This is a genomic window from Alistipes sp. CAG:29 (genome assembly GCF_000435435.1).
Taxonomy (GTDB): Bacteria; Bacteroidota; Bacteroidia; order Bacteroidales; family Rikenellaceae; genus Alistipes; species Alistipes onderdonkii.
Genome location: NZ_FR893506.1, coordinates 21,120 through 47,416, shown reverse-complemented (window position 1 = coordinate 47,416; position 26,297 = coordinate 21,120). Strand labels below are relative to the sequence as shown.

Here is a 26,297-nt window from a genome sequence, read left to right as displayed (position 1 = left end):
GCGCGAGCGGTTCATCTTCGTCAGCCCCGAAAAGAGCGGCACGGAGACGCGGATGCCGGCGGAAAGCGGGTTCTGCCAGAAATAGCCGTCCTTGATCGTCGTCATTTCCATCGTCGCCTGGTCGAACGACACCGAGCCCATGTTGTTCCCGGTGAGGGTGAAGTTGCCGAACGCCCCGATGGTCGGCAGGCGGCTCGCATTCTCGGCCTTGAGCTGGAGGCGGAGCAAATCCTCCTGCAGTTCGAGCGTGCGCAGGTCGGAGTTGTCCGAAGTGTCGGTCGTAAGCCCCTCGGTTCCGGCGAGCACCTTGTCGCGCATGGCGTCCAGCTCGCCTTCGACCTCGATATCGACCTGCTCGGGGATCGAAAGGTACATCTTGAGCATCAGCTTGGCGATGCGGATCGAGTTTTCGGTCTGGAGGATCGAGGGTTTCAGGTTGCTGAGCTGCACCTGCGCCGTCAGCAGATCGTATTCCGAGGTCAGGCCGTTCTGGTACTGCACCTGCGTATCGTCGACCGTACGCTGTACGGTGGCCTGCGACTCGCGGAGCACGTCGAGCGACTGCTCGGCAAGCAGGATGTTGTAGAAGGCCTTTTTGACTTCGGCCGTCAGCGTGATGCGCGACGAACGCGCCGCTTCGACGGCCGTGGCCATCTGCTTGTCGTTCATCTTCATCATGCGGTAAACCTGCGGCGCGAAGAGCGGCACCGAAGCATCCACGGCCCCGCTGAGCGTCGTATAGGGGTCGTTGCCCAGCGAGAAGCCCTTGGACATCTGCTGCACGATGAAGCTGTGGTTGACCTGCCCGGTCACCGACACCTGCGGCAGCAGGCCGCCCCATGTCTGGCGTTTCACATAGTCGTAGCGCTGCACCTCCATCTCGGCGACCTTGACGGTAGGGTTCTCGCTCAGCGCCAGGTCGAGGGCCTGGTCGAGCGTGAGGCGCATCTGCGCCACGGCAGCAAACGTACCCGTTGCCGCGAGGCACAATGTCAGAATCAGTTTTTTCATAGTCATCTATCCAAATTCAATTTATTTCCCGTTTTCGACAGTTTGTACCGTTTCAGGTTGTCGTCGATCAGCTGCAGGCCCTTGGCAGTCGAAATGCCGCGGAAAAAATTGCTGATGATCTGCACGAAAGCCTCGCGCTCGGACATCCCGTCGGGCAGCATCAGCTCGCGGCGCGTCACGATAGCCGAAGCCGTATAGTAGAGTACCGAAATCGAGAGGTCGATGTTGAAATTATTGACAAACAGCCCGTCCCCGACCCCCTGTTCGAGCATCGAACGCAGACTCGTACGGTTTTTCACCATCCCTTCGCGCATCAGTTTGTCGTGTACGGCGGGATAAAACTTCCTGAGGTTGTCCATCATGCGGCGCGAAACCTCGGCGTTGTCCATCACTTCGCCCAGCACCATAAACATGGCTTCGAGGACGTTGCGCGCATCGGCCGTGAGTTCGTTCCACCGCTGGCGGTTACGTTCGGAATAGCGTTCCATGGCCAGGTAGAGCAGGCCTTCCTTGTCGCCGAACATCTCATAGAGCGTCCGTTTCGACACCCCGAGCTGCTGCGCGATGTCGTCCATTCGTACCGACTTGATGCCCTGCGAGACAAACATATGCATGGCCTGGTCGATAATGCGTTCTTTCTGAGGAGGGGTCATTGCATTCAAATATTTCGGATCCGGAGGCAAATATAGAAAGAAAACTCATGAAACCAAAAAAGTTTTCTATTTTCTTCCGTTTCATCAGCAAATAACACACCGAACGGCGAACAAAGCAGTAAAGACGAACAATGAGCGAGGTGTCCCGCCTCCGTTCAGGCCGGTAGGGATCGTATCCGGGGAGACGCCGGGCATACTGCCGCAACGCATGCCGGGCGAGACAGACCGGGGGGGGGCAGCGCACTACGGGTGCCGGGGCATGCACAGCAGGACATACCTGCCGGATCACGGGCGCAGCAGGGAACACATACCATCGAGAGCCGCACCGGGCACCCACGCCCTCGCTCCCGCCTTGCGAAAAAACAAAAAAAGCCGCTGCGGACAAACCGCAGCGGCCATAAAGGAATATAACACGAGGTTATTTCGTCACCCGTTCGAGCCAGCGAACCATCGAGAGCATGACGAGCATCGACATGCCGCAGGCCGCGACGAAGACGCACCATGTAGCCCACATCGGGGTGTGCATGTAGAGCCATCCGCCGACGAACAGCAGCGCATTGCCCACGGCCGTAGCGGCCAGCCAGAAGCCCTGCATAAGGCCCTGCATGTGCGGGGGCGCCACCTTCGATACAAATGCCAGTCCGAGGGGCGAGATGAAGAGCTCAGCGACGGTAAGGATGAAATAGAGGCCCACCATGACCCACGGGGTCACCAGGATCGACTGCACCTGGTCGGCCTTCATGCCTGCGAGGGCGGCCTTGTCGGGCAGTGCGAACGAGAAGAACATCAGGAAGAGGTAGGCCGTGGCGGCGATACCCATACCGATGGCGATCTTCATCGGGGTCGAAACCTCGATGTTGCGTTTGCGCAGCCAACCGAAGAACCACATGATCAGCGGCGTGAGGGTCACGACGAAGAAGGGGTTGACGCTCTGGAAAATCTCGGCGCCCTTGATGGTCGTGAAGCCCAGGTTGATGTTGATGACGTCGAGGTTGACGTAGTCACGTGCGAAATAGGTCAGCGAATAGCCGTTCTGGTGGAACGAAACCCAGAAGAAGATCACGACGCCGAACACGGCGAACAGTGCGTAGATGCGCTGGCGGATCTCCTGCGCCGACATGGTGATCTCCTCGGCCGAAGCCTTGACACCGCCGGCCGCGGCTTTCTTCGACGGGTCGGGGAAGCGCCGTTTGTTGGACAGGTAGATGACCAGCGACACGAGCATCATCACGATGGCCGCGATGAACGCATAGTGGAAACCGCGGTTGAAGACATCGAGGTAGCCGTTGCAGAAATCGTGCAGGCCGGCAGCCGACACGGGCGTGCCGTCGAGGTAGGCCGAATTGGCGTACGACGTGAGGTTGGCAAGCCCCTCGCCGGCCATATGCTCGCCCTTGGCAAGGTATTCGTGGCACAACTCGGGCAGCTTGGCGTTATAGTCGAAATTGTTGACCTTGAGCCACCAGTTGCGCACGCCGATGGCGACGAACGGCGCGAAGAAGCCCCCGATGTTAATGAACATGTAGAAAATCTGGAAACCCGACTCACGCTTGGCGCTGAACTCCTTGTTGTCGTACATCTGCCCCACGAGCGCCTGGAGATTGCCCTTGAAAAGGCCGTTGCCGAAGGCTATCACCAGCAGGCCCACGCACGTCAGCGTCAGGTAGAGCGGCAGGCTGGACACGGGCGTCGGCGTGGGGATGGCGATAATCAGGTAGCCCAGCGACATCACCACGAGCCCCCACATGATGGTTCCCTTGTAGTTGCGGGTTTTGTCGGCAATGATACCGCCGACGAGCGCCAACAGGTAAATCGAAGCATAGAATCCCGAATAGATATACCCCGCGGTCGTTTCGTTCAGGCCGAACTTGGCGGAGATGAACAAGGTCAGGATAGCCATCATGATGTAGAAACCGAAACGCTCGCCCATATTGGCAAGGGCCGCCGCGATCAGTCCTTTGGGTTGTCCTTTCATAAGTTGATTTTGGTTTTAGTAATTTTTTTTAATAAGGTGCTGTTTTTTAGTCTTGGACAAAGATAGAAAAAAAATTCATATATTTGTATAAAAGGAAAACCGCTATGGAAAAAACGACCCGCAGGCTCCCGATCGTAGAACGCGACGAGTGGCTGCTCCCCGCCGAGCAGGAGCTCAACCGCCGCTACGAACGGTATACGGACAAAATAAACGCGATCGAGCAGGCGGCAGGCTCGATCGTCGACTACGCCAACGGCTACCGTTATTTCGGCTGGCAGCGGGACGAGCTGCTCGACGGATGGTGGCTGCGCGAATGGCTGCCGGGCGCGCACGACGTCTACGTCTTCGGCGATTTCAACAACTGGCAGCGTACCGAGATACGTATGCAGCGCGACGCGCACGGCGTATGGAGCGCCTTCTTCCCGGAGGCGATGTACCGCGACCGGCTCCGCCACGGGTCGCTCTACAAGCTCCATGTCCACGGCGACAACGGCTGGAAAGACCGCATCCCGGCCTATGCCACGCGCGTGGTGCAGGACGAGGCGACGAAGAATTACACGGCCCAGTTCTGGGCGCCGGAGCCGTTCGACTGGCGGGGCGACGCGTTCGACGCCTCGAAGAACGGCAGCCTGCTGATCTACGAGGCCCATGTGGGCATGGCGCAGGAGAAGGAGGGCGTGGGCACCTACCGCGAATTCACGGAGAAAATACTACCTATAATAAAAAAGGACGGCTACAACGCCGTGCAGCTCATGGCCATCGCCGAGCACCCCTATTACGGGTCGTTCGGTTACCACGTGTCGAGTTTCTTCGCACCCGCATCGCGCTGCGGCACGCCCGAGGAGCTGAAGGAGCTGGTGCGCCGCGCCCACGAGCTGGGGCTGGCGGTCATCATGGATCTGGTGCATGCCCACTATGTCCGCAACCTCAACGAAGGCATCGACGAACTGGACGGCACCGACCATCTGTACTCGCTGCCCGGCAAGGCCGGCTACCAGCCCTACTGGGACTCGAAGCTCTTCGACTACGGCAAGGACGAGGTACAGCATTTCCTGCTGTCGAACGTCAAGTACTGGCTCGACGAGTTCCATTTCGACGGCTACCGCTTCGACGGCGTGACGTCGATGATCTACCACCACCACGGCTATGTCGACTTCGACTGCCGCGAACGCTTCTTCGACGAGGGGGTCAACCGCGACGCGCTGACCTACCTGACGCTCGCCAACCGCCTGGTGCACGACTTCCGGCCGGCGGCCGTGACCATCGCCGAGGACGTGAGCGGAATGCCGGGCATGTGCATCCCCATCGCCGACGGCGGCATCGGGTTCGACTACCGGCTGGGGATGGCGATCCCCGACTTCTGGATCAAGGAGCTGAAGGAGGTGCCCGACGAGGAGTGGAACATATGGGAAATGTGGGACGTCATGACCAACCGCCTGCCCGAAGTGAAAACCGTGGCCTATGCCGAATCGCACGACCAGGCGCTGGTGGGCGACAAGACGCTGGCATTCCGGCTGATGGACAAGGAGATGTATTTCCACATGGACAAGGCGTCGGAGAATATCGTGATCGACCGCGGCATGGCGCTGCACAAGATGATCCGCCTGATGACCATCTCGACGGGCGGGCAGGCCTACCTCAACTTCATGGGCAACGAGTTCGGGCACCCCGAGTGGATCGACTTCCCGCGCGAAGGCAACGGCTGGAGCTACGCCCACGCCCGGCGGCAATGGTCGCTGGCGAAGAACGGGTTCCTGCGCTACTCGTGGCTGGGGGATTTCGACAAGGCGATGATAAAGCTGGTGAAGCGTTACAAGGTACTCGCGGACGGTTATGCCTGGAACCTCGCGATGGACGAGTGCAACAAGACGATGGTTTTCTCGCACGGCGACCTGCTGTTCGTATTCAACTGGCACCCCACGGCCTCGATCCCCGACTACGAACTGCCCGTGCAGGCGCCGGGCAAGTATGTGCCCGTGCTCTCGACCGACGAGCGGCGTTTCGGAGGGCAGCAGCGGCAGGCGATGGACGCCGAGCATTTCTCGTTCCCGGCACGCGACGGAGACAACACCGAACGGCCCCATATCCGCATCTACAACACCTCGCGCACGGCCACGGTTTACCTGCGGAAAAAATAGCGGCGGGTGCGTCCTCCGCACCGACGAAAACCCGCCGGAGATGACAAACAGCACGGCCTGTCCCCGCATGGGACAGGCCGTGCTGTTTTATCCTCGGGCAGGGATAACCCTTACCGGACGGAAAGGGCAGGCTCCGGGTCGCGCAACCGCGGTTGCCGGCAAAGAGGCGGGCTTTCGGGCCGCAACGCTCCCGGTCTGAGGCAGTTTGTCGGCCGGGAAAGGCGCATTCCGGGCAGGGCAACAGTGTTTGTCGGCCGCAAAAGGCGGGCTTGGGGCGCGCAACAGCGTTGGTCGGCCGCAAAAGGCAGGCTGCGGGCAGGGCTGCAACGCTTGTCGGTCGCAAATGGCGGGCTTGGGACGCGCAACGGCGTTGGTCGGCCGGAAAAGGAGGCCGCCGGACGGGGAGAAAGGTTCCCGGACGGACAAGCGCTACACCTCTACGGCAACCTGTCGGCGGGATAGGACACGCCCAGCTGGCGGCGCACCTGGTCGATGATCTCCATCGTCACGAGCGAGTTTTCGTGGCTGTTGACGGTGGATTCTATCCGTCCCTGTTCGATGAGGTCGATGAACTCCGCGACCTCATAATAATAGGTATCCTTCTCCAGGGGGAGCCCGACGCTGTGGCGGACGGGGGCGTCGCCCCGCCCCGAAGCGGCCGCCGGGCGCGGAAGGTACGCCACGTCGCGGATGGTGTGGATGGCGTCCAGCAACAGGTTGCCCTCCTCGCCCTGGATCTCGGACGGAAGCGACGAATTGGCGATCTTGGAGTAGAGCACCGTGGCATTCATCCCCTCGTAGCGGAAATTGACGGCGCCCTGCCCGTCGGCACCCGAGGAGAGGACGATGCCCTGCGCTTCGACCTCCAGCGGACGCCCGAACAGCGCGACCATCGGATAGACGGTATAGACCCCGATGTCCATCATGGCGCCGTTCGACAGTTCGGGGTTAAAGGCGTTGAGCACGATCCCCTGCCGGAACTTGTCGTAGCGCGAGGAGTACTGGCAGAAGCTGGCGAAATAGCGGCGGATCGTCCCGAGCCGGGGCAGGTACTCCTGCACGACGCGGAAATTGGGGTTGAGCGTCGAGATCATGGCCTCCATGAGCGTGACGCCGCATTCGCGGGCGACAGCGACCATCTGCCGCGCCTCGCGGGCATTGGAGGCCAGGGGCTTCTCGCACAGCACGTGCTTGCCGTGGCGCATGCAGAGGATGCTCTGCGAAGCGTGCAGGAAATTGGGCGTGGCGATGTAAACGGCGTCGACGAGCGGGCTTGCCGCCATCTGCCCGAGCGAGGTGAAGGTGTGCGGGATGCCGTGCTTCGCAGCGAAGGCGTCGGCCCTCTCCTGCGAACGCGAACAGATCGCCACGGCCTCGAAGCGCGCGTCCTGCCGCGCCCCGGCCAGCACCCAGTCGGCGATGAACCCGGTGCCGACCATACCGAATCGAATTTTCCCCGGCATTCCCTTATCTCCCGGTTATGCGTTCCACGGCCGCGGCGACGTCGGCGTACAGCTTCGGCAGGTCGACACCGGCCACACGGCGGTTTTCGACCACGATGCGGCCGTCGACCACCACCGTGTCGACATCCGACGCCTTGCCGCAATAGACCAGGTTCGAGACCAGGTCGTGGATCGGCTGCAAGTGGGGTTTCTGCAGGTCGACGACGATCAGGTCGGCCAGCGCCCCAGGGCGGATGACGCCCAGCTCACCCTCCGCATAGCCCATGGCGCGGGCGCCGTTGACCGTAGCCAGCTTCAGCGCCTCGTAGGCCGGGAGCGCCACGGGATCGCCCGTGGCGGATTTTTGCAGGAAGGCCGCCGTGCGCAGCTCCTCGAACATGTCGAGGTCGTTGTTCGAGCAGGTGCCGTCGGTGCCGATGGTCACCAGCGCACCCGCGGCCCGCATCTTCTCGACAGGAGCCACGCCGCTCGAAATCTTCATGTTGCTCTGCGGGTTGTGCGACACGGCCACCCCCCGCTGGGCCAGCGTGCGGATGTCGCTGTCGGTGACATGGATGCAGTGTGCGCCGATGGTCTTGTCATCGAGCATACCCAGCGCATCGAGGTGCTCGACGGGTGTCGCGGCGTATTTTTCGCGCACGATGCGCACCTCGTCCCGCGTCTCGGCGATATGGGTCATGAAATGCAGCCCCCATTTGCGGGCCAGCTCCTTGCCGCGCCGCAGGTTTTCGGGCGACACGGTATAGGGCGAATGGGGTGCGAGGGCAATCTGTATGCGGTCGCAGTCAGCAGCCAGCGCAACGGCCTTCTCCGCCTCGGGCAGCACCTCGTCGACATTGTTGTCGAAATAGTTGCAGCCCAGCATCGCGCGGATGCCCAGCCGCCGGGCGACCTCCACGCAGCGGTTCTCGTGGTAATACATGTCCACGAACGAGGTGACGCCGCCCAGGAGCATCTCGACGATGCCGAGCGTCATGCCCAGCGCCACGTCGTCGGCCGTCTGGCGCGCCTCGAAAGGCCATATATAGTCGTTGAGCCACTCCATCAGGGCGATGTCGTCGGCATAGCTGCGTTGCAGCGTCATGGCCGCATGGCAATGCGTATTCACAAGGCCCGGCATCAGGAGCCGGCCCGTGCAGTCGATGACCCGCACGCCGGGACTGCAGGTGCGGAACGCGTCGGCTTCGGAGCCGGACGCAGTGACGAGCGCGATGCGGTTGCCCGCGACGCCCACAGCCCCCGTGAAGGTTCTGGGTTCGTCCCCGGCCGCCGTCATCGGCAGGATCGTTGCGTTGGTAAACAGGATGTCCATATTATTTGTATTTCACTTTCACTTTGCCGGTCTTAATCTTGCGCGGCGGGGTGTCGATCGAATTGCCCTGCACGGTGATGACATCGCGTCCGTCCACGGAGTTCGAATAGACCTGGATCACCTTGTTGAACACGCCCGGTTCGCTCTTGTGGGGTTCGTAGGTGATGCGGATCACGCCCTGTCCGCCGGGCGGTACGGGACGTTTGGGGAACGACGCCTTGAGGCACGAGCACGACGTGATGACGCGCGTCACCACGAGCGGCGCCGTGCCGTCGTTGGTAAAGGTAAATTCCCGCACCAGGTCGCCGCCCTTGCGGGGTACGTCGCCGAAATCGTGGCCGGCGACCTCCATGCGAAGGTGCGCCCCCCGCGCCTTCGCGTCCTGCTGCGCCCCGGCCGTTTCCGGGGCCGGGTTTTGCGCCGCCGCCCCGGCATGTCCCGCCGTGAAGGCCAGGCACCCGAGGATTGTCAGTAATAAGGTTCGCATGTATACGCTCGTTTCAAAAATTACTCCATACGGAAAACATAAGTGATCGTCCCGCCCTGCAGCGTGGCGCGGCTCTCCGTGAAGCGGGCCTTCAGCGCCGCGCTCTTCGCCGCCTCGACAAGCTCGGCGGCATCGGTCGTCGAGCCTTTCGGTTCGTAGGAAGCGCCCGTCACCTTGCCCTTGGCGTCCACCGTAACGCGGATGACGACTTTCCCGCTCTTCGAACCGGGATACGAAGGTTTGGGCAGGTTGCCCACAAGGCCGCGTCCCTGGAGCCCCTGGTCGAGCTGGTCGAGCCCGTCGGGGTTCAGCCCCGGGCCGTCGCCGCTCGCCTTGTCCTCGCCCTGGGGCGCGCGGGGGTTGCCCGCATTGTCGGGTTCGTCGGCCCCGCCCTTGTTCATCTTGAACAGCGCTTTGGGGTTGGGCGTCTGCGTCGTCTCGTCCTTGCCCGCCACCTGCGCGGTCTGTTCCACGGGGGCGGCCTTGTCATGCACGCGGGGCTCGGTAGCCGCCTTCACGGGCGGCTTGGGGCGCTCGGGGACAGGCGGTTCGGTGAAATCGACCAGGATCGTATCGCCGGGTTTGTCGTGGATCTTCCGGAAATCGAACGAGACCAATGCGAACGAAGCGGCGATCAGCAGCACATAGGCTGCCGCCGCGATCGCCGCCCACCTGCGGGGCGACTTGCCGTTCGGGTCGTAATAGTACATAGGGCCTTTAATTCGGCGAGGTCGCCAGAATGAGTTTGTAATTGTTGTCCTTGGCTACGTTCATCACCTTGACGACTTCGTCGACGGCGACCGATTTGTCGCAATGAAGCGACACGGTAGCGTCTTTCTGCCCGTCAAGGCGCGATTTGAGCGCCCGTTCCACGCCCTCGACCGAACCCACGTCCTGCAATTCGACATAGTAGCGGTACTTACCGTGCCCCGTATCCTGAATCGACACCGTGGTCATCGCCTTGTCCTTAAGCTGGTTCGAGCTCTTGGGAAGCATCAGCTTCAGGGCATTGGGGTTGATCAGCGTCGTAGCGATCAGCAGGAACAGCAGCAGCAGGAACATCAGGTCGGTCATCGACGATGCCGAGAAGGATTTATCGACTTTCGATCCGTGTTTGATTGCCATAGCGCGTTATTTTTGAACGGGTTGATTCAGGATGTCCATGAAGGCGATCGAGTTGGCCTCCATCTGGAAGACCAGCTTCTCGATGCGTGCCACGAGGTAGTTGTAGCCGAAATAGGCCGGGATGCCGACGATAAGACCGCCGACCGTGGTGACCATCGCCACGTACATGCCGCTGGCCAGCAGGCTCAGGTCGACCGTGCCGCCCGCAGCTGCCATGTCCATGAAGGTCTGCACCATACCGAGCACCGTACCGAGGAAACCGATCATCGGGGCGCCGCCGGCGATCGTCGCCAGAAAGGGAAGGCCGTTTTCGAGCTTCGAGACTTCGAGGTTGGCGACGTTCTCGATGGCGGTCTGCACGTCGCTCATCGGGCGGCCGATGCGCTCGATGCCCTTCTCGATCATGCGGGCGATCGGCGTGTCGGTCTTCTTGCACAGGTTCACGGCCGTATGGATCTTGCCGTCGGAAATGTAGTCGCGGATGCGGTTCATGAAATTCATGTCCAGCACCGACGCCTTGCGGATGGCCATGAAGCGTTCGACGAAGATGAAGATCGTCACGCCGCCCAGCGCCAGCAGCGGCCACATCAGCCAGCCGCCCATCGAAAACAGTTTCCAAAGTCCCATGCGGGTTTCTTCACTGGTGGCCACTGCCTCGGCGGCCTGCAAAAATGTCATCATAGTTTAAAGAAAAATTGTTATTGTTTGATTCGAGTTCTTTTTCTGCCGTTCAGTTGTTTTCGTCCTTCTTATCCATAACGGGCCGCAGGGCCGAAAGCGTATCCGCCGGCTGCCGCAGCCGCTCCTTTTCCTCGCGGGCGGCCTGCCGCCGGGCTTCGCGCCGCGCCTTGCGTTTCTTGTTGGTGAAGCGCTCCCTGATACGCCGCCGCAGATCCCGGAAATTATTGAAATCCTCCTTGAAATAGATACCGATGCCGGTCTCCTGCAGACCCTGGTTCTCGTCGAAACGGTCGATGGTCTGCGTGAAGGCCTTGGCCTTGAGCGTCCCGGCACGGTCGATCAGGTAGGTGATGTACGCCTCGCCCATGAAGTTGGACATCGAACTGTTCACAGCCTGCTTGTTGTCGATCAGGTAGTTGCCCTCGACCTCGACGAACAGGCGGTTGTTGATCAGGCTCTTCGAAAGGCCGAAGTCCACTTCGTCGCTGGTCAGTTCCGATTTGGGACGGTAGCGGATGACGATGTTGTAGTCGTCATTCGAGAGTAGGTTGCTCACCATGTTCGACACGAATTCCAGACCCGTGGCGGCCGAGACCGAGGTGCCGATGTTCGACGACGACGAGCTGTTCTCGCCCATGAAGCTGTTGAACAGCAACAGGTAGGCGAACTGCGTATCGACCGTCTCGGGCGTGGTGAGGGCATTGGCGATCACGGTCTGCGTCTCGGGGTCGGTGCCGGGGACATGCACGTCGAAGGTGACGGCCGGGTTGGAAAGCCGCTCGCCGAGGTGGATGACGCACTCCACGGGCACCGAACGGTCAGCCGCGAGGTTGTCGGACGTACCCTGCAACAGGGGCTGCAACGACGCCTTGAGCTTGTAGATGGCGTTGATGTTGAGCATGGCATCCATCGGCGAGCCCGTCCACTGGATTGTGGAGCCATCCTCGATGACGAACTTCTTGTTGATGATGTTCTGCAGCGAGAAGAGGAAGCTCCCCTCGGTGATGGTATAGTCGCCGTACATCTCGAAGACGTTGGAACGGGGGTTGATCTGCAGGTTGAGCGTACCGTCGCCGCGCGCCCGGAGCGTATTGCCCGAGACGGTGAGTTCGACCTCGACGCCCGGCCGCACGTTCAGCGCCAGCGAGATATCCATCCGGCTGCCGGCGTCGGACTTCTGCTGCCGCTTGCGTTCGAACATCATTTTTTTGCGGGCGAGGTTGTCGACGGTATCGGCCCTGGCCGGTTCCCTGAAGGTCACGAAGTCGGCGCTCGAAATATTGGACTTGCTGGACAGCGGCATGAAGAACGACGAACGGTCGTCGGTCGTGGCGGCGATATCCATCTTCACGAGCCCCTTGTCGCCCGAAATGCGGGCGGAACCCGTGGCGTAGACCTTGCCGTAGAAAGAGTCGTTGTCCTGCGGGGTGGTGTTGAGCACCATCATCTGCCGGGGTGCGACGTGTACGTCGTAGGCGATGTTCGAGAGGTGTTGCAGGCTCAGGTCGATGTCGAAGCGCCCCTCGTTGCCCTCGGGGTCGAATATCGGGACGTTCGAAGCCCGGAAGCGGTTGCCCTTGACGCTCAGCACCGCCCGGGGCATGGTGTAGGGCACCTGTGTGAAATCGACGCACGTCGACAGCCCCGTGACGCGGATTTCGCCCGTGAGGTCGGCCTCGCGGCGCTGCCCCTGGAGCACCAGGTCGGCGGAGGCGTGCCCCCGGGTATCGGAAATGACGCCCGTGAGGATCGGGTCGAGCAGCCCCATGTCGAGGCTGTCGACGTCCAGACGGGCATAGTAGCGCACCTGCGACGGGGCGTAGAAGCCCCGCACCAGCGTATCGCGCTTATGGCGGTCGGTGACGGTAACCCCCGCACGGTTGCGCAGGAAATCCCAGCGCGAGGTGAGGCGCAGCGGCGGTGCGGGTATGTCGTTGACCTGAAGGCTGTCGAGCAGGATGTCGGCCGTGATCTCGCCCGCATGGAGCGCTGATTTCATCGTCGCGGAGCCGTTGGTGCGCCCCTCGAAGACGTAGCCCATGCGTTCGATGACCTGCGTGAAGGGCGCGAGGTCGAAATTGCGCAGGCGCAGCGTCACCGAATCCTCGCGGCTGCGCGATGCGATGCCGTCCAGCAGCAATTCCTGCTCGCGGTTCATCACGAAGAACTTGTCGATCACGACCTGCGCCGTGTCGATTTGTATCTTGTGGGCGAAAATCTGCCAGGTCTTCGAGCCGCGGGTGATGTGCGACGGCAGGATGCGCAGGTCGACGATGCGGCCGTTGGGCCCGTGCTCGTCGACTACGTCAGCCCGGACGCCCACCAGTCCGGATACCTTGCGCAGCGTATCGTTGAACCCTGCCGAAAGCTGCACGCGCCCCTGCTTGGCACCGCCCGTGAGCGAAAGCCCCGGCAGGTGGAGCATACCCGCATAGAGGTCTTCGGCCGAAGCATAGACCGTGAGCGAATCGCCCCGGTTCGAAGCGTTGACGTTGAGCCGCGTGGCCAGCATACGTTTGCGTTCGATATATTCCGAAGTCGCCTTGAGCGAAAGCTGGTCGCTCGCGGGGTTGAAAAGCAATTGCAGCGACGAGCCATCGGCGACCTGCAGGCCGGGTGAGATGGCATCTGCGATCGGGTCGATATGGCGGACGTCGACCGAGAGGAGCGAATAGTCGTTGGCGACGGCCACCCCCGATGCGCGGGGCACCGACTCCTCGTCGCCGTGCCGCAACAGGGGCAGGTATTTCCAGGCACTCGCACGCAGGTAGCGGAAGACCTCGCGGTAGCTGGTCTTGCTGCGGAACGTGGCGTCGGCGAAGTCCGAGCGCAGTTCGACCAACTTGCTCCGGGCCGAGTTCTCGCCCGTGACGGTCATGCTCTTCGACGTGAGCTGCTTGTCGTTATAGCGGTAGAGGACGTCGGTAACCCGGATGCGGCCGTTCAGGTCGTCGAGCGAGCGGCCGCCGGCCTTGGCGACGATATGCGCCGAAAGTTCCGAGACCGAGTCGCGGCGGTTGACATGCAGCCGGGCCAGGTCGGCACGGCGCAGATCCATCGTAAAGTCGTAACGGGGCACCGAGTCGTTGAAGTCGACCATGCCGAGGAAATCGAAATCGAGGTTGGGGTCGCGTGCCGTGATACGGCCGTCGAACTCGCGGTTGCGCAGCCGCCCGTCGAGGCGCAGCGAATCGTAGACATAGCCGTTGAAGCCCAGCTGCGTGACGTTGCCCACGACATTGGCGTCGGTGAAACCACGCCCGACGACGCCATCGACGAAGGCCGTAAGCGTGGCGTTGCCCAGCAGGTCGCGGCGGCCGAGCAGTTCGCCCAGCCTGAGGTTGCGCGCGGCCACATCGCCCTTGACGCTGCTGCGCCCGTCGCGCAAGGGGCTCATCTGCAGGTTACAGTCGATGCCGCCCACGTCGGTCTTGGCACCCACCCGCATGTCGAACGACGAGAGCAGCCCGCGGAAACGGGCGTTGACGTCGATGTCGCCCGAATTCCCGAGGATCGCGACCAGCTTGTCGGAGAGCGCACGGCCGCCGATGCCGGCAGCCAGGGCGTCGATGGATTCGGCCGTGGAGGTCAGGCGCGGGATCGTCAGGTCGAAATGCGTCGCGCGGATGTCGGGCAGCCCCTTGATCGCGGCGTCGGCCGTGAACCACGTCCCCTGGCCCACCTGTAGGCTCCTGACCTTGCCCGTGAAGTCGGAGACGACGCCCGCGACCTCGATGTCGATATTGCTGAAAACGGTATGCCACCCGCGGAGCCGCGGGGCGAAATAGGCGATGTCGTCCGTGGAGACGGTGCTGTTGCGCAGCTTGCCGTCGATGCGCACCTCGCCCAGGAAATCCTTGTAGCCGGCCCACGAATCGCCGACGAGCGAAATGTAGGGGATGTCGACGTTCGAACGGGGCGTGACGACGGAGGTATCCTCGAAGCCCAGCGCACCGTTCGTGAGGTAGAAACGTCCCGAGAACCGGTCGAGCACGAAGCCGCTGCGCTCGCGGGCCGACATGGCCTCGATGGTGGTGTAGATCGACTGCCCGTCGATGGTGAAGTCGCCGACACGCGCCGAGATGCCGTAGAGGTGCATGTGGCTGAAGTCGATGCCGAATTCGGGGTCGCGCCGCGTGAGCCGCTCCAGGCAGAGATCCATGCCTTCGATGGAAGCCTTGCGCAGCGACAGGCGGAAATTGCCCTTCCGGGGCTTGTCGGGGTCGCTGATGCGGTTGACGATCTGCTTGATGTTCATCTCCCCCTCGGGGGTCTCGCGCAGGTAGAGCTTCGCCCCGCTGATCTCGCCGCGGCTGAACACCACCCCGCCGCCGAAAATGCCCAGCCCCGTGATGTAGGCGTCGAGGCTGCCGACGTAGAGCAGCGTGTCGCGCTGGTAATCCTCGACGTAGAAACCCTTGACCTTGACCTTGCTGAAAAGCCCGATGTCCACGCGGTCGATGCTCACGGTGGTTTCGAGCTTCCTGGATACCATGCGCACGGCTTTCTGTACCACGTAGTTCTGCACGGCGGGAATATCGAGCAGCAACGAAAGCACCATGGGCAGAATTATCAGCAACAAAACCGCTACCGAGAACACCTTTCCCAATATTTTTATACCTTTGCGCATTGATAGGTCGTTATAACCTGCAAATTTAACTAAAATAGTTAAAAAAAACGAAAAACCGGATGGATATTACAATTCTCGGCATCGAATCCTCGTGCGACGATACGTCGGCTGCCGTGATCCGCAACAACCTGCTGCTGTCGAACGTGATCGCCTCCCAGGCCGTGCACATTAAATACGGCGGCGTGATCCCCGAACTGGCTTCGCGGGCGCACCAGCAGAACATCATACCGGTGGTCGACACGGCACTCCGAGAGGCCGGGCTCACCGTCGGGGAGATCGATGCCATCGCCTTCACGCGCGGCCCCGGGCTGCTGGGTTCGCTGCTCGTCGGGGTATCGTTCGCCAAGGGGCTCTCGGTGGCGCACGACATCCCGATGGTCGAGGTCAACCACCTGCAGGGGCATATCCTCTCGCACTTCATCGACCTGCCCGACCGCGAACTGCCCCATCCCGGCTTCCCGTTCCTCTGCCTGCTGGTCAGCGGCGGGCATACGCAGATCGTACGCGTGGATTCGCCGCTCGATATGGAGATCATCGGCACGACGATCGACGACGCCGCAGGCGAAGCGTTCGACAAATGCGCCAAAGTCATGGGCCTGCCCTACCCCGGCGGCCCGGTGATCGACCGCCTGGCAAAGGAGGGCAACCCCAAGGCGTTCCGCCTGGCACACCCCCATGTCGACGGCTACGACTATTCGTTCTCGGGGCTCAAGACCTCGTTCCTCTATATGCTGCGCGACGCCGTGGCCGGCGACCCCGATTTCATCGAGCGCAACAAGGCCGACCTCTGCGCGTCGCTCCAGAGCACGATCGTGGAGATCCTGCTCGACAAACTGGTACGGGCGTCGAAGGACACGGGCATCCGCGACATCGCCATCGCCGGGGGCGTATCGGCCAACTCGGGACTGCGCAACGGCATCGTCGAGCAGGGCCTCAAGCGCGGCTGGCGCACGTTCCTGCCGGAATTCAAGTTCACGACCGACAACGCCGCGATGATCGCCATGGCAGGCTACTACCACTACCAGCACGGCGACTTCTCGTCGCTCGACGTGTCGCCCGTGGCACGGCTCGAAGAGCTGTAATGCGGCCGGGAAGATGAAACGGCTCGCGGCATTCGTGCTGCTCCTGGCGGGGATCGGCAGTGCATACGCCGGCGACGGCGATGCGGAGCGGCTTCGCGCATGGCGCGCCGGGGAAAAGGTCTCGGAAGAAGCGGTGGCGGAATACGGCATCGACCGCTGTTTCGCCAGTTCGGAGATCGGCGACGCACTCTTCGCGCGCATGTACGGCAAATCCTACAAGCCGGACTGCACCGTCCCCCGCTCGGAGCTCCGCTACCTGCGGGTGCTGCACCGCAACCTCGCAGGCGAAACCCTGCTGGGCGAACTGGTCTGCAACGAGGCCATAAGCGGCGACCTGCTGGAAATCTTCCGGATGCTCTACGACGCGGCCTACCCCATCGAACGCATGGTGCTGATCGACGAATACGACGCACAGGACGGCCCTTCGATGCGGGCCAACAACTCTTCGGCATTCAACTTCCGGTTCATCGCGGGAACCGGAGTGCTCTCCAACCACAGCCGGGGCATGGCCGTCGACATCAACCCGCTCTACAACCCTTATGTCAAAACGAACGGCGGCCGCACGGTCGTCGCCCCCGCGGAAGCTGCCCCATATGCCGAACGGAAGCGGGATTTCCCCTACAAGATCGCCGAGGACGACCCCTGCTGCCGGGAGTTCCTGCGCCACGGGTTCACCTGGGGCGGCCACTGGAAAAGCCTGAAGGACTACCAGCATTTCGAGAAAAAGCAATAGCCGCCCGGAAGCCTCAGCACTGCGCAGGGAGGCCGCCCGCGGTTATTTCGGGAGGGCAACGATCGATTCGGGAGCGCTCCCGGGTATTCCGGGACAGCATCCGGCCAGTTCGGGACAACACAAAGGCTCCCGACCTCGAAAGGTCGGGAGCCTTTTTTCCTCCGGGCATCCCCGGATTTTCCGGAGACCGGATTATTTTACGCCGAAGAGTTTTCCCTTCAGCGAAAAATTGTCGTACTCGGCTTTGAGCGAAGCCATCAGATCGCGCACCGACTGGATCTTTTCGGCCCGCCATGCGTTGGCGCCGCAGAAGGCATAGCCGTTCTGCAATTTTCCCTTGAAGGCGTTGTAGAGCGCCAGCATGATGCAGTAAGGGCTGTGCGTCACGTCGCACGTCTTGATGCAGTCGAACGGGCAGTTCTTGGGGCGTTTCAACCCCTCCTTCACCCGGTCGAGGAACGAGCTGTGGATGGCCCGCCCCGGCATGCCCACGGGGCTCTTGATGATCTCGATATCCTGCTGCGTGGCGTCGAGGTAGCTCTGCTTGAAGGCCGGGTCGGCATCGCACTCGTCGGTCGTGACGAAGCGGGTGCCCATCTGCACGCCCTCGGCGCCCAGCGACATGATGCGGTAGATATCCTCGCCGGTATAGATACCGCCGCCGGCGATGACGGGGATATGGCAGCCGTGCTCGGCCTCGAACGCATGTACTTCGGCGACGATTTCGGGGACGATGCTCTCGAGCGCATAGTGCTCGTCGACAAGCTGCTCCTCCTTATAGCCGAGGTGGCCGCCCGCCTTGGGGCCTTCGACCACGATGGCGTCGGGAATGTACTTATATTCTGCAAACCATTTCTGGCACAGCAGTTTCGCGGCGCGCGCCGACGATACGATGGGTGCCAGTTTGGTTTTGGCTCCTTCGGTAAGGAACGACGGCAGGTTGAGCGGCAGCCCGGCGCCCGAGAAGATGATGTCCGCCTTCTCGGCGATGGCGGTTCTGACCATGTCGGCGAAATTGGACATGGCGACCATGACGTTCACGCCGACGATGCCTTTCGTGGCCTCGCGGGCCTTTTTCAGTTCCTGTTTCAGCCCCCAGATCGAGGCCGTACGGTAATCTTTCGAATAGTCTTTGTAAATCACTCCCAGGCCGGCCGACGAAATGACGCCGATGCCGCCCTGGTCGGCAACGGCCGAAGCCAGCCCTGCGAGCGATATGCCTACGCCCATACCGCCCTGCACGATGGGGACGGGAGCGAGCAAATTTCCGATTTTCAATGCTTTCATTTTGTTGTGGATTAGTGCAAACCTAATTAACCGCACCAAAGGTACGAAAAACAAAACGGAACACACCATATCCCATACGAATTAATTGTTAATTCTCTGCCGGGCGGCGCCGGAACCGTCGGGAAGGCACGGGCGGAGGATGCAGCGCCCCGTCATGCCGCCGGGGAGCGGGAATTACAGGAACCGGACACCTCTCACCCGGGCGCGGTTGCGGCCGGGGGCTTCGCGCTCGACGATACCGGTCACCACGTCGGCGGCATCGTGCCAGCGATTGGCGCGGAACCGGCGGCGATAGGTCGTCAGGTGGGCGTATAGCTCCGGCCAGCGCAGGTTCCAGCCCCGGGGAAAGCGCACGAGGTGCAGCGCCGTGGCCGAATTGGAGAGGATACGCGCCTCCTTGTTGGCGCCCTGGTGGAACCATTCGATGCGCACGGAGGGTGCCAAAGCCTGCACCGAGCGTGCAAAACCACGGCCGCCGTTATTGCTTTCGATGGCCGCCTGCCGCGTATCGGAGCGCAGGAGCATCCCGGCCACGAGCGGTTCGGTGACCTCCATCGGTTCACGCGAATAGACGGCATCGGTGATGTAGACCACCCCGTCGGCATCGACCGCATACGAGAGCGAGCAGAGGTAGTCGTCGCCCGTATCGGCCGTATCGGTATAGTTGGCGCGGCGGACAATCTCGTGCGGCAGCTGGTCGTACTCGGCGAAGTTCAGCCCGTAGAGCAAACCCTCGCGGGACGAGGGATGCCCCTGGTACATACTTTCGAATTGCAGCGGGTCGAGCCGCCGTTTGGCTTCGAGCAACGCACGCCCCTGCTGCCCTTCCCACAACGCCTCGCCAGGGACACGGGGGTCGACCTCGGTAGGCGACGAGGTTTTCAGCGCCTCGAAATTCAGATGCAGCCATGTGTCGGGGGACAGCCCGTCGAGCTGCGCCCAGCGGGTGAATTCGACGACGGGTTCACGCGCGGCGAGCGTGCCGATAAGGTCTTCTTCGTGCCAGCGTGTGAAGACGATCAGTTCGCGCGAGGCGTTGTGCATGCGCGTCCGCACGACCGAGGTATACCACTCCCAGCAATTGGCGCGGACGATGGGCGAATTGGCTTCGAGGGCATCCTTGTAGAGGTCGTCGAGGATGAAGCAGTCGACTCGGTTACCCGTGAGCGCCCCTTCGCGCCCGACGGAGAGCAGCCCGCCGCGGCGGCCGATGACCTCCACTTCGTCGGCCGTACGGATATAACCGGGCGGCTTCGCCCCCTGTTTGATGGTCGTGGCGGGAAAGAGCGCGGCATATTCGCGCGATTCGATGATACGTTGCACGCGGCGGTTGAATTTCGAAGCCAGCGCCCCGGAATAGGAGGCGATCGCAACGCGCAGGTCGGGATCGAGCCCCAGCACGTAGGCCGGAAGCAGTGTCGTCGCGCCGACGCGCTTGCCGTGCTGGGGCGGCATGGTGACGATCAGACGCCGGATGCGCCCGGCGGCAAAAGCCTCCAGCACACGGTAATACGCCCGGTGGAAGGGTTGCAGCTCGAGGAAGGGATAGACCGCCAGCGCGAATGTGCCGAACGAAGGGGGCACACCCGCAGCAGAGGAGGGAGCCCCGGACGACCCGGCTCCATCCGTGCAGACCGCCCCGCACCCGGGCACGGCGGGCCGGCCGGCAATAGCACCTTGGGCGGGAGAAGCAGGCCGGACGGGCGCGGCGGAAATATCGGGCGCGACGGGCTGACCGGAGAGTACAGACTGGACGCAGGAAAGGGGCTGGCCGGGCGCGGCGCGAAGGCCGGGCACAGCGGAAATGTCGGGTGCGACGGAAATATCGCCGGGAACGGACTGATCGCAGGGAACCGATTGGTCACTGGGAACGGAAGATCCGGTGGGAACTGGCTGGTCGGATGCGACAAACTGGACGCTGGAAACGGGCTGGACGGGCGCGGCGCGAAGGCCGGGGAAATCGGGATCGAGGATGGCGGCAGGTACGAAAACCTCTGCGGAAGGAATTTCCGCAGAGGCCGGGTCGGTTTTAACAGACATTGGTTTGGTTTTTGAACCCTATGCGCGGCGCCGCGGCGGGAGGTTCGGAAGAAAATGACGTTCCGGCGGCTGCGCCGGGCCCGGAGGGATGGCCGGAACGGTTGGGACGGACTACACGTAGCGCTTCAGCTCGGAGAAATCGAAGTCGTTGAGCACTTCGCCCCCGGCTTGCGTGGTGTGGAATTCCCACCAGACGGGCACGAGATCCGTAACGGGGTGCCGTACCCCTTCGGGCAGCGAAACGCGGCCGCGGTAGACGATGACCGACGCCGTGAGGCGGCAGTCCGTATCGCCGAAGCGGAACGCAAGCGAACCCGAAAAATAGTTCCCGCCGTCGATGGCGTCCGACAACCGTGCCGCCGCCTCATGGTAAAGTTCAGATGAAACCGAATACATAGTTGATAATTAGCAAGATTTTTGCAAATAAATTTGCAGGCAGAAATAAATTGTTTAACTTTGCAGGACAAAGATAAGTTCAAATATTGAATTTTCAAATAAAATATTCAATTTTTTAATATAAAATTTTCCGATTAAAAGCTATGAACGAACGGGTAAAACTGATACGGAAACAGTTGGGGATGACGCAAGAACAACTGGCACAGCGGCTTGGCATCGGCAAGGCGGCCCTCTCGATGATCGAGACCGGGAAGGCGGGTCTCTCGGCACGCAACCGGAACATTCTGGTTCAGGAATTGAACGTAAATCCCGAATGGCTCGAAAACGGCAAGGGCAACATGTTCAACGCCGAACCCGACCTGACAGCTTACATGCACCGCACGGACAATTCGCTGCCGTTGCAGAGCGTGCCTCTCTACTCGATCGAGGGCACGGCGGGGCTGGTACCGCTGTTCGCCGACCAGGCGCAGGCCAAACCCGTGAATTTCATCCACATTCCCAACCTGCCCAAATGCGACGGCGCCATATATATCGTAGGGGATTCGATGTACCCGCTGCTCAAAAGCGGCGACATCGTACTTTACAAACAACTGGGCGACATCAACGACATCTTCTGGGGCGACATGTATCTGCTGTCGATCGACATCGACGGCGAGGAGTACGTGACGGTGAAATACATTCAGAAATCCGACCGCGAGGGGTATGTGAAACTCGTGAGCCAGAACCCGCACCACGCAGACAAGGACGTGGCGCTCAACCGCATAAGGGCAATCGCGCTGGTCAAGGCCAGCATCAGGATGAACTCGATCCGGTAGCGGCCCGGACGGGGCGCACGTCTCTCCCGGGAAACTGTCCCGGCGGCAGCGCTCCGATGTCCGCCGCAAACCCGCTGCCGGACATTGTACTGCAAAAACGGCACAGCTGAAGCGGGAAGGGCGGAACCCGCAGCCGGGAACCTGCCGCGAAAGAAGATGAACCGGCACCCTGATTCCGAAAAAATTTCCTATCTTTCGGAAAATAAAACCGCCTGACATGGAACTATCCGATAAAAAATTCGCGGTGCTGATCGACGCCGACAACATCTCGCACCGGAAAATCAAGGACATACTCGACGAAATCGCCAACTACGGCACGCCGACAATCAAGCGTATCTACGGCGATTTCACAGACCCGAAATTCGCGGCATGGAAAAGCGTGCTGCTCGAGAATTCGATCACCCCGATCCAGCAATACGCCTACACGACAGGCAAGAACGCGACGGATTCGGCGCTGATAATCGACGCGATGGACATCCTGCACAAAGAGTCGGTCAACGGATTCTGCATCGTGTCGAGCGACAGCGACTACACCCGCCTGGCGAGCCGCATCCGCGAATCGGGACGGGAAGTACTCGGTTTCGGGGAGAAGAAGACCCCCAAGCCGTTCATCAAATCGTGCGACAAATTCATCTATGTCGAGATACTCGGGCAGTCCGCACCCGCCCCGGCTCCGGTATCGGCACCGGCACAAACAGCGGCAGCTGTGCCGGCAGCAAAGGCTGCGACGCCGAAAAAAACCGCGAAAAAACATCAGGGGCGCAATGCACCCGAAACAGACATGCCGGAAGCAGCCGTCGCGGAACACGTTGCTGCGGAGGCAGCCCCCGCAGAACCCGCCGCTGCGGAGAAAAAGGTAGCCCCGGCTCCGGATACGGCACAGCCCCAGCCGATCATCCGTCCGATCGACGACGATTTCAAGACACTGCTCGCAAACACGATCGAAGACGCCGCCGACGACAGCGGCTGGGCCTTCCTCGGAATCGTGGGCGGGGTACTCACCAAGAAGATGCCGGATTTCGACCCCCGCAATTACGGGTACAAAAAACTGTCGCTGCTGGTAAAATCCCTTTCGAAAATAGTCGAAATCGAAGAGCGTCCGTCGGAAAACGGAGAGCTGAAACTCGTCTACGTCCGAAACCGTACCCGGTAGACGTCCGAGCCTGCCGTCCCGGCAACCGAGCCACGCGGGAACCACGGACGCCCATGCAAAATACGCAGCACAGGCCCCCCCCGCAAGATTTTCCGGGGCACTATCCCTGCAGGATTTCCCGGCCGGATGCGGCATAACAAGCACGTTACAGCAACGACAAGCACGTTACAGCAACGAGGCCGCTGCAACGCAATCTTGCAGCGGCCTTTCGCATAGCCCCCAATCCGGGTTGCGCGCCCGGCACAGGAGCTGCACGGGAACAGCGCAGGAGCAGCCGAAACAGCAGAAAGAACAACGGCAGAAACAGCGGAGGAAGCAACGGCAGAGAGAACGTCAGGAGGCGAATAACCTCGAAAAAACCGGAGCGGCACTTACAATCCGGAAGCAGCATTCGCAAAATTTTTTAATAACGCCGCTACTATCAAATCGCAATTAAAATTACAAAATCCGGTAACGATCAAGCAGCGAAACAAGCCTCTGAATGCGCGATTATCAGCAATACGGAGGCACAAAGAGAAAAAACCGCCGGATTAGAGCCGTAAAAAAGTCATCCGCCGTGAACAATCTGACAATAAATTTATATATTTGTGATATTGTTTTCAAAACCCTACTAATCCGAAACAAGACATGGACAAAACCAATGTACGGGAGTTGCAGGATGTCGTGATCCGCTTTTCAGGCGACTCGGGCGACGGCATGCAGCTTACGGGCACGCTTTTCTCAGACACCTCGGCACTGCTCGGGAACGGGATCTCGACCTTCCCCGACTACCCTGCCGAAATCCGCGCGCCACAGGGTACCGTGGCGGGCGTATCTGGATTCCAGGTTCACTTCGGCAGCCACCGGGAGCTCAACCCCGGCGACTACTGCGACGTGCTGGTGGCGATGAACCCCGCAGCGCTCAAGGCCAACCGCAAATGGCTCAAACCGGGTGCGACGGTCATCATCGACGGCGATTCGATCACCGAAGACCACCTCAAAAAGGCGTGCTTCGCCACGCTCGACCCCATCGCCGAGTTGCAACTCGACGAGTACAACGTCGTCATTCCCGACATCACCTCGATGACGCGCGAAGTGCTCCGGGAGACCGGCCTCGACAACAAGGCCGTAACCAAGTGCAAAAACATGTTCGCACTGGGCATCTGCTTCTACCTGTTCGACAGGCCGGAAGCGTACGCAATCAAATATATCGAAACCAAATTCGCAAAGAAGAACCCCGCCATAGCCGAAGCCAACAAGCTGGCCATCCGGGCGGGGTACGACTACGCAGCCAATACGCACCAGTTCGCAAACACCTACACCGTAGCGCCCGCACCGCTCGAAAAAGGCACCTACCGCTCGATCAGCGGTAACGTCGCCACGGCATGGGGTCTGTGCGCCGCGGCCGAAAAGGCCGGGCTGCCGCTCTTCTGCGGCTCGTACCCGATCACCCCGGCCACCGTAATCCTCGAAGAGCTGGCCAAGCGCAAAGACCTCGGGGTGAAGACCGTCCAGGCCGAAGACGAAATCGCGGGCATCTGCACCGCCATCGGCGCGGCCTTCGCAGGCAACTTCGCCGTGACGACCACCTCGGGTCCCGGCCTGTCGCTCAAGAGCGAGGCGCTGGGACTGGCCGTGATGACCGAACTGCCGCTGGTGGTGGTCGACGTACAGCGCGGCGGCCCCTCGACGGGACTTCCGACCAAGACCGAGCAGAGCGATCTGGCGCAGGCGCTCTACGGCCGCAACGGCGAGTGCCCCGTGATCGTCGTGGCGGCATCGTCGCCCAGCGACTGCTTCCACTACGCATTCGAGGCCGGACGCCTGGCCATGGAGCATATGACCCCCGTGATCCTGCTGACCGACGGGTTCATCGCCAACGGCTCGGAGCCGTGGCGCATCCCCGCGATGAAGGACTACCCGGCCATCACCCCGCCGATCGTGGACGAAGCCCCCGAAGGCGGTTTCATGCCCTACGTGCGCAACGAAAACCTGGCCCGCGGCTGGGCATTCCCCGGCAAGGCGGGGCTGGAACACCGTGTCGGCGGCCTTGAAAAGGACTGCGTAAAGGGTTGTATCTCGCACGACCCGTCGAACCACCAGAAAATGGTACGCACCCGCGCCGAAAAGGTGGCGAAAGCCATCGACGACATCCCGGCACAGGCCGTATGGGGCGCCCCGGAAGGCGACCTACTGGTGGTCGGCTGGGGAGGTACGCGCGGACACCTGCAAAACGCCGTCGACCAGATGCGCGCCGAAGGCAAGCGCGTTTCGCTGTGCCATTTCAACTACATCAACCCGCTGCCGCACGGCGTACGCGAGATATTCTCGAAATTCCGCAAGATCGTCGTCTGCGAGCTGAACGAAGGGCAGTTCGCCAACTACCTGCGCCAAAGTTTGCAGGAGTTCCGCTACGAACAGTACAACAAGTGCGAGGGCCTGCCCTTCACGGTTGCAGAGCTTTGCCAAAAATTCGAATCCTTATTGAAATAACGCCATGGCAGAATACAAATACACCCCCGCGGATTTCAAAAGCGACCAGGAGGTACGCTGGTGCCCCGGATGCGGCGACCACGCCATCCTCAGCGCCGTACAGCGCGCGCTGCCCGAGATCGCCGACGCGACCGACACGCCGCACAACCTTTTCACGTTCGTGTCGGGCATCGGCTGCTCGTCGCGGTTCATCTATTACATGAAGACCTACGGGTTCCATTCGGTGCACGGCCGCGCCAACGCCGTGGCCACGGGTGTCAAGGTCGCCAACCCGCGCCTCAGCGTCTGGGTCACCACGGGCGACGGCGACTCGCTGGCCATCGGCGGCAACCACTTCATACACGCCATCCGCCGCAATGTCGACCTGAACGTCATACTCTTCAACAACGAGATCTACGGCCTCACCAAGGGGCAGTACTCCCCCACCTCGAAGCTGGGCAAGATCACCAAGACCTCGCCCTACGGCACGGTCGAAAAGCCGTTCAACCCCGGCGAACTGGTGATCGGCGCCAAAGGCACGTTCTTCGCCCGCTCGGTCGACATGGAGGTGCAGCTTTCGAAGGAGTGCATGGTGGCCGCTGCGATGCACAAAGGCATGTCGGTGATCGAAGTACTGCAAAACTGCGTGATTTTCAACGACAAGACCCACGCTGCATTCGCCGCCGACAAGGCTACGCGCGCCGAACGTACGATCACGCTGCGCCACGGCGGGAAAATGCTGTTCGGGGCCAACATGGAGAAGGGAATCGTCTTCGAGGACATGAAGCTCAAGGTCGTGACCGTCGGCCAGGACGGCTACACGCTGGACGATGTGCTGACGCACGACGCCCCCGAGCGCGACCCG

Annotated in this window: 19 protein-coding genes and 1 pseudogene; 7 read left to right on the top strand and 13 right to left on the bottom strand. The window is 61.4% G+C overall.

Going from position 1 to position 26,297, the window contains the following annotated elements:
• The 3 genes and pseudogenes from QVP03_RS12720 to QVP03_RS12710 all read right to left on the bottom strand — a co-directional run.
• Positions 1-1,011: pseudogene (locus QVP03_RS12720) on the bottom strand (TolC family protein); the annotation flags it as partial.
• A gap of 2 nt (positions 1,012-1,013) precedes the next feature.
• The gene (locus QVP03_RS12715) at positions 1,014-1,664 is read right to left on the bottom strand and encodes a TetR/AcrR family transcriptional regulator (protein ID WP_022333767.1); all 651 of its coding nucleotides are present in this window, start codon (positions 1,662-1,664) and stop codon (positions 1,014-1,016) included.
• A gap of 418 nt (positions 1,665-2,082) precedes the next feature.
• Positions 2,083-3,639, bottom strand: coding sequence for a peptide MFS transporter (locus QVP03_RS12710; RefSeq protein ID WP_022333766.1), 1,557 nt, complete (start codon positions 3,637-3,639; stop codon positions 2,083-2,085).
• Between the two features lie 104 nt (positions 3,640-3,743).
• Between QVP03_RS12710 and QVP03_RS12705 the strand changes: the two genes are divergently transcribed.
• Positions 3,744-5,777, top strand: a complete 2,034-nt coding sequence (locus tag QVP03_RS12705) for an alpha-amylase family glycosyl hydrolase (RefSeq protein WP_022333765.1) — start codon at positions 3,744-3,746, stop codon at positions 5,775-5,777.
• Positions 5,778-6,214: 437 nt separating this feature from the next.
• Here QVP03_RS12705 and QVP03_RS12700 read toward each other — a convergent pair whose 3' ends face one another.
• From QVP03_RS12700 to QVP03_RS12670, 7 genes are read right to left on the bottom strand one after another with little or no spacing between them, the layout of a single operon-like run.
• The gene (locus tag QVP03_RS12700) at positions 6,215-7,240 is read right to left on the bottom strand and encodes a Gfo/Idh/MocA family protein (protein ID WP_195622859.1); all 1,026 of its coding nucleotides are present in this window, start codon (positions 7,238-7,240) and stop codon (positions 6,215-6,217) included.
• Positions 7,241-7,244: 4 nt separating this feature from the next.
• Positions 7,245-8,552 (bottom strand): amidohydrolase, encoded by a 1,308-nt coding sequence (locus QVP03_RS12695; RefSeq protein WP_018696958.1) that lies wholly within the window; start codon positions 8,550-8,552, stop codon positions 7,245-7,247.
• A gap of 1 nt (position 8,553) precedes the next feature.
• Positions 8,554-9,039, bottom strand: coding sequence for a DUF1573 domain-containing protein (locus QVP03_RS12690; RefSeq protein ID WP_022333763.1), 486 nt, complete (start codon positions 9,037-9,039; stop codon positions 8,554-8,556).
• Positions 9,040-9,059: 20 nt separating this feature from the next.
• A complete protein-coding gene (locus tag QVP03_RS12685; protein WP_022333762.1) occupies positions 9,060-9,749 on the bottom strand; it encodes a TonB family protein in 690 nt (229 codons plus the stop codon).
• Positions 9,750-9,756: 7 nt separating this feature from the next.
• Complete coding sequence (locus QVP03_RS12680) at positions 9,757-10,164, bottom strand: ExbD/TolR family protein (protein WP_022333761.1); 408 nt, start codon at positions 10,162-10,164, stop codon at positions 9,757-9,759.
• A 6-nt stretch (positions 10,165-10,170) separates the two neighbouring features.
• Positions 10,171-10,845: a MotA/TolQ/ExbB proton channel family protein gene (locus QVP03_RS12675; RefSeq protein ID WP_018696962.1), complete on the bottom strand. Its 675-nt coding sequence runs from the start codon at positions 10,843-10,845 to the stop codon at positions 10,171-10,173.
• Between the two features lie 49 nt (positions 10,846-10,894).
• Complete coding sequence (locus tag QVP03_RS12670) at positions 10,895-15,475, bottom strand: translocation/assembly module TamB domain-containing protein (protein ID WP_022333760.1); 4,581 nt, start codon at positions 15,473-15,475, stop codon at positions 10,895-10,897.
• A 59-nt stretch (positions 15,476-15,534) separates the two neighbouring features.
• Here QVP03_RS12670 and tsaD point away from each other — a divergent pair, with 59 nt between their 5' ends.
• The gene (gene tsaD, locus QVP03_RS12665; protein ID WP_022333759.1) at positions 15,535-16,557 is read left to right on the top strand and encodes a tRNA (adenosine(37)-N6)-threonylcarbamoyltransferase complex transferase subunit TsaD; all 1,023 of its coding nucleotides are present in this window, start codon (positions 15,535-15,537) and stop codon (positions 16,555-16,557) included.
• 13 nt (positions 16,558-16,570) lie between these two features.
• Positions 16,571-17,290: a M15 family metallopeptidase gene (locus QVP03_RS12660; RefSeq protein WP_022333758.1), complete on the top strand. Its 720-nt coding sequence runs from the start codon at positions 16,571-16,573 to the stop codon at positions 17,288-17,290.
• 192 nt (positions 17,291-17,482) lie between these two features.
• Here the strand turns inward: QVP03_RS12660 and QVP03_RS12655 are convergent, their stop codons facing one another.
• The 3 genes from QVP03_RS12655 to QVP03_RS12645 all read right to left on the bottom strand — a co-directional run bounded on the left by QVP03_RS12655 (position 17,483) and on the right by QVP03_RS12645 (position 21,013).
• Complete coding sequence (locus tag QVP03_RS12655) at positions 17,483-18,577, bottom strand: NAD(P)H-dependent flavin oxidoreductase (protein ID WP_256166116.1); 1,095 nt, start codon at positions 18,575-18,577, stop codon at positions 17,483-17,485.
• A gap of 174 nt (positions 18,578-18,751) precedes the next feature.
• The gene (terL, locus tag QVP03_RS12650; RefSeq protein ID WP_288210819.1) at positions 18,752-20,161 is read right to left on the bottom strand and encodes a phage terminase large subunit; all 1,410 of its coding nucleotides are present in this window, start codon (positions 20,159-20,161) and stop codon (positions 18,752-18,754) included.
• A gap of 567 nt (positions 20,162-20,728) precedes the next feature.
• Positions 20,729-21,013, bottom strand: a complete 285-nt coding sequence (locus tag QVP03_RS12645) for a hypothetical protein (RefSeq protein ID WP_018696827.1) — start codon at positions 21,011-21,013, stop codon at positions 20,729-20,731.
• 143 nt (positions 21,014-21,156) lie between these two features.
• Here QVP03_RS12645 and QVP03_RS12640 point away from each other — a divergent pair, with 143 nt between their 5' ends.
• The 4 genes from QVP03_RS12640 to QVP03_RS12625 all read left to right on the top strand — a co-directional run.
• Positions 21,157-21,828 (top strand): XRE family transcriptional regulator, encoded by a 672-nt coding sequence (locus tag QVP03_RS12640; protein ID WP_022333755.1) that lies wholly within the window; start codon positions 21,157-21,159, stop codon positions 21,826-21,828.
• 217 nt (positions 21,829-22,045) lie between these two features.
• The gene (locus tag QVP03_RS12635; RefSeq protein ID WP_022333754.1) at positions 22,046-22,981 is read left to right on the top strand and encodes an NYN domain-containing protein; all 936 of its coding nucleotides are present in this window, start codon (positions 22,046-22,048) and stop codon (positions 22,979-22,981) included.
• A gap of 627 nt (positions 22,982-23,608) precedes the next feature.
• On the top strand, positions 23,609-25,453 hold the full coding sequence (locus QVP03_RS12630) for a 2-oxoacid:acceptor oxidoreductase subunit alpha (protein ID WP_022333753.1): 1,845 nt from the start codon (positions 23,609-23,611) through the stop codon (positions 25,451-25,453).
• A gap of 4 nt (positions 25,454-25,457) precedes the next feature.
• On the top strand, positions 25,458-26,297 hold an 840-nt coding region (locus tag QVP03_RS12625), incomplete at its 3' end, for a 2-oxoacid:ferredoxin oxidoreductase subunit beta (protein ID WP_288210818.1).

Coding starts and splice junctions, on each gene's coding strand:
- QVP03_RS12695 (WP_018696958.1), bottom strand. CDS start 8,552: ATGGACATCCTGTTTACCAACGCAACGATCCTGCCGATGACGGCGGCC.
- QVP03_RS12645 (WP_018696827.1), bottom strand. CDS start 21,013: ATGTATTCGGTTTCATCTGAACTTTACCATGAGGCGGCGGCACGGTTG.
- QVP03_RS12690 (WP_022333763.1), bottom strand. CDS start 9,039: ATGCGAACCTTATTACTGACAATCCTCGGGTGCCTGGCCTTCACGGCG.
- QVP03_RS12685 (WP_022333762.1), bottom strand. CDS start 9,749: ATGTACTATTACGACCCGAACGGCAAGTCGCCCCGCAGGTGGGCGGCG.
- QVP03_RS12710 (WP_022333766.1), bottom strand. CDS start 3,639: ATGAAAGGACAACCCAAAGGACTGATCGCGGCGGCCCTTGCCAATATG.
- QVP03_RS12640 (WP_022333755.1), top strand. CDS start 21,157: ATGAACGAACGGGTAAAACTGATACGGAAACAGTTGGGGATGACGCAA.
- QVP03_RS12675 (WP_018696962.1), bottom strand. CDS start 10,845: ATGATGACATTTTTGCAGGCCGCCGAGGCAGTGGCCACCAGTGAAGAA.
- QVP03_RS12680 (WP_022333761.1), bottom strand. CDS start 10,164: ATGGCAATCAAACACGGATCGAAAGTCGATAAATCCTTCTCGGCATCG.
- tsaD (WP_022333759.1), top strand. CDS start 15,535: ATGGATATTACAATTCTCGGCATCGAATCCTCGTGCGACGATACGTCG.
- QVP03_RS12660 (WP_022333758.1), top strand. CDS start 16,571: ATGAAACGGCTCGCGGCATTCGTGCTGCTCCTGGCGGGGATCGGCAGT.
- QVP03_RS12635 (WP_022333754.1), top strand. CDS start 22,046: ATGGAACTATCCGATAAAAAATTCGCGGTGCTGATCGACGCCGACAAC.
- QVP03_RS12670 (WP_022333760.1), bottom strand. CDS start 15,475: ATGCGCAAAGGTATAAAAATATTGGGAAAGGTGTTCTCGGTAGCGGTT.
- QVP03_RS12630 (WP_022333753.1), top strand. CDS start 23,609: ATGGACAAAACCAATGTACGGGAGTTGCAGGATGTCGTGATCCGCTTT.
- QVP03_RS12655 (WP_256166116.1), bottom strand. CDS start 18,577: ATGAAAGCATTGAAAATCGGAAATTTGCTCGCTCCCGTCCCCATCGTG.
- QVP03_RS12705 (WP_022333765.1), top strand. CDS start 3,744: ATGGAAAAAACGACCCGCAGGCTCCCGATCGTAGAACGCGACGAGTGG.
- QVP03_RS12715 (WP_022333767.1), bottom strand. CDS start 1,664: ATGACCCCTCCTCAGAAAGAACGCATTATCGACCAGGCCATGCATATG.
- QVP03_RS12700 (WP_195622859.1), bottom strand. CDS start 7,240: ATGCCGGGGAAAATTCGATTCGGTATGGTCGGCACCGGGTTCATCGCC.